This window comes from Bradyrhizobium sp. (genome assembly GCF_049586575.1).
Classification (GTDB): Bacteria; Pseudomonadota; Alphaproteobacteria; order Rhizobiales; family Xanthobacteraceae; genus Bradyrhizobium.
Genome location: NZ_JBAVCF010000379.1, coordinates 1 through 2189, shown reverse-complemented (window position 1 = coordinate 2189; position 2189 = coordinate 1). Strand labels below are relative to the sequence as shown.

Below are 2189 nucleotides of genomic sequence, written 5' to 3'. Positions count from 1 at the left end.
CAAAAACAGCAAGTTTCGATTGCCGAACATTGGTACCCCCCGCATAACCACAACGCCTTTGCCCGGCGGCAGCCGTGCCATTTCGGCGGACCTGAAGTGGGACCGTAGCAGAAAAGCTGCTGATTTCTCGAAAAATAGGGTTGCAGCTGATCAACCAGAGCCGGTCGCTTGAGCAGCGAGTGTAACCAATGTCGGATTGCGGGAAGGTCGCTATTGACACGAAACCGACATGCCTATGCAGTCGTCGCATGTCGGCTATTGAGGAGGAAAAAACGGACGTCGATCAGACATCGCCTAAGGTCCTGCCTTGTCGGCATTGAGGCCTGCCCAAGTGCCCATCATTGGAGCCCCGAGCTTCGGGCGCTCGGAAATACGGACTGATCCGCTGGGGCGTCATAGAGATTTTTGCCCCAGACATGGGTGACGAGATCGCGCATCGTCGGGCGGGGCGTCATAGAAAGCGCGATAATGCGCGAAGCCCATCGTCACGACGCCCATCCACGGCACGCCAAGGACGGCTTTCATGTCCTCGTAACGCGCCTTGAGCTCACCCTCAGCCAGGAATTCCGGCACGGGATGGGGTTGTGGAATCGGGTCTGGTTTAAGACGAGGAAGGTTCGCCATGGCATGTTGACGGTTCGTGCACAAACCAGGTTCCACGTTACATGGATTTTCGCATCTGCTCCAGCACTCCACACAAGGGCCGGCGCCTCAGAGTTTCGGTTCGTCAAAACCGCAACGAGTATATGACCGCAGAGCGGCTGCTTCCCCCGCGAGGATAGTCTGGAAGGACTACCAACAGCACCCGGAGAAGCAGCCCATGCATATCAATACACCCGTCCTGGCCTCGATCGGCATCGACATCGGCAAGGAAGTCTTCCACATCGTTGCTTTGGTGCGGACGGCAAGATTGCCTTTCGTCGCAAGATCAAGCGCCTTGCGCTGTTGGAGACCTTCAAGAAGCTGTCACCTTGTGTGGTCGGCATGGAAGCCTGCTTGAGCGCGCATTTTGTTAGCCGGACCTTGCGTCAACTAGGGCATCATCCGCGGATCATCCCCGCCATCTATTGATGATCGTGTATGCAAGGTAAGCTGCGGCCATCGCCACCATCATAAACCAGGGCATCCACTGCTTTCTCTGATGGTCGACAACATCCCCGACTGCGAACGCTGTCACGCCGTCCACGACCAACCCGTTGACCCAGACGATCGCGACGCCGGGCTCAAACAGGGGATGAAGCGGGGAGGCGAGCTGGGCCGCGTCGGCCGTTATGTCAATCGCTGCGCCTTTTGCGAAGCCGGCGGGAAGCCTGTTGCCCATCCGATCCATATCGATCCGGAACTCTTCGGTGTATCCGGCCATTCGCATTTGTAGCTTCCGGTGTGATCCGCCTTTGGAGCTGACATTGTAAACGCTCCAGTCCACGAGGTTGCCGTGAACCGCTACCTGCCGCTCCGGATGAACGGAATGGCTCCAGTTCAAGTATCCGGCAAGCAGGAACAGGACGAGCATAAGTCCGGGAACGAATGGCGAGCGAGTTAGAGAAATGCGTGCCACTTTACGCGGCATTCGGATTTGCGACGCCGGTGGAAGCCCGGCCGCTGCAGGGTTTGCAATTTCCCGCTGGGAAGGCCGGGCGCTTTGAATGTCAGTTCCGCATGGCGGTTTCACCAATTCGCAATAGGCAGTTCGAAAAAGAAGCTTGCGGTCAGGCGCCCGTAGCCGCGAGGCGTTGCGCCACCAGGCCGCCGCATCGGGCGCCACCTTATCAAGTTCGCCGATCGCGTCGCGGACGTAAACGGCGTAACCGCTTTGCTTGCTCAGATTTCCAAAAACGCGCCTTACCAATGCGAGAAACCGGTTGCGAGGTCCGGAGAGCACGCCGCTGACATAGGAGTCCCGCGGTCCTTGACCGTCGGCAACAGGCAAGCGGAGCCCAACCCATTTCTCGCGCACCCACAGCGGCGCTTCACCTGGCGGTATCGCGACGATACGAATGTATTGAGCTGCCATGGCTGCCCTGACGCGTCTTTCGAACGCAAAGAGCATCGTAGCCAGGGATTCCGAACAAATCGTTTCATCGGTAGCTTGTTGTCGGTTGAGCGGCTCAAGCGTGAACGACACTCTCGCGCGTGCACGCCGTGAGACCCGGCCAATCTAGCTGAAGGGTTAACAGAGCCTTGTGGAG

Annotated in this window: 2 protein-coding genes and 1 pseudogene; 1 reads left to right on the top strand and 2 read right to left on the bottom strand. The window is 58.2% G+C overall.

Features of this window, described 5'->3' with window-relative positions; translation table 11 throughout:
* Nucleotides 1-393 precede the first annotated feature (393 nt).
* Nucleotides 394-624 (bottom strand): hypothetical protein, encoded by a 231-nt coding sequence (locus WB528_RS15055; protein ID WP_423889210.1) that lies wholly within the window; start codon nucleotides 622-624, stop codon nucleotides 394-396.
* Nucleotides 625-820: 196 nt separating this feature from the next.
* On the opposite strand from WB528_RS15055, the pseudogene WB528_RS15050 reads away from it, so the two are divergent.
* Nucleotides 821-1068 (top strand): annotated as a pseudogene (locus WB528_RS15050) (IS110 family transposase); the annotation flags it as partial.
* On the opposite strand, the gene WB528_RS15045 reads toward WB528_RS15050, so the two are convergent.
* Nucleotides 1052-2125, bottom strand: a complete 1074-nt coding sequence (locus WB528_RS15045; RefSeq protein WP_423889209.1) for a hypothetical protein — start codon at nucleotides 2123-2125, stop codon at nucleotides 1052-1054. The pseudogene WB528_RS15050 and the gene WB528_RS15045 sit on opposite strands and share 17 nt — an antisense overlap.
* Nucleotides 2126-2189: the final 64 nt, after the last annotated feature.

Excerpts from the sequence above, each read along its gene's own strand:
- WB528_RS15055 (WP_423889210.1), bottom strand. The coding sequence starts at position 624 with ATGGCGAACCTTCCTCGTCTTAAACCAGACCCGATTCCACAACCCCAT.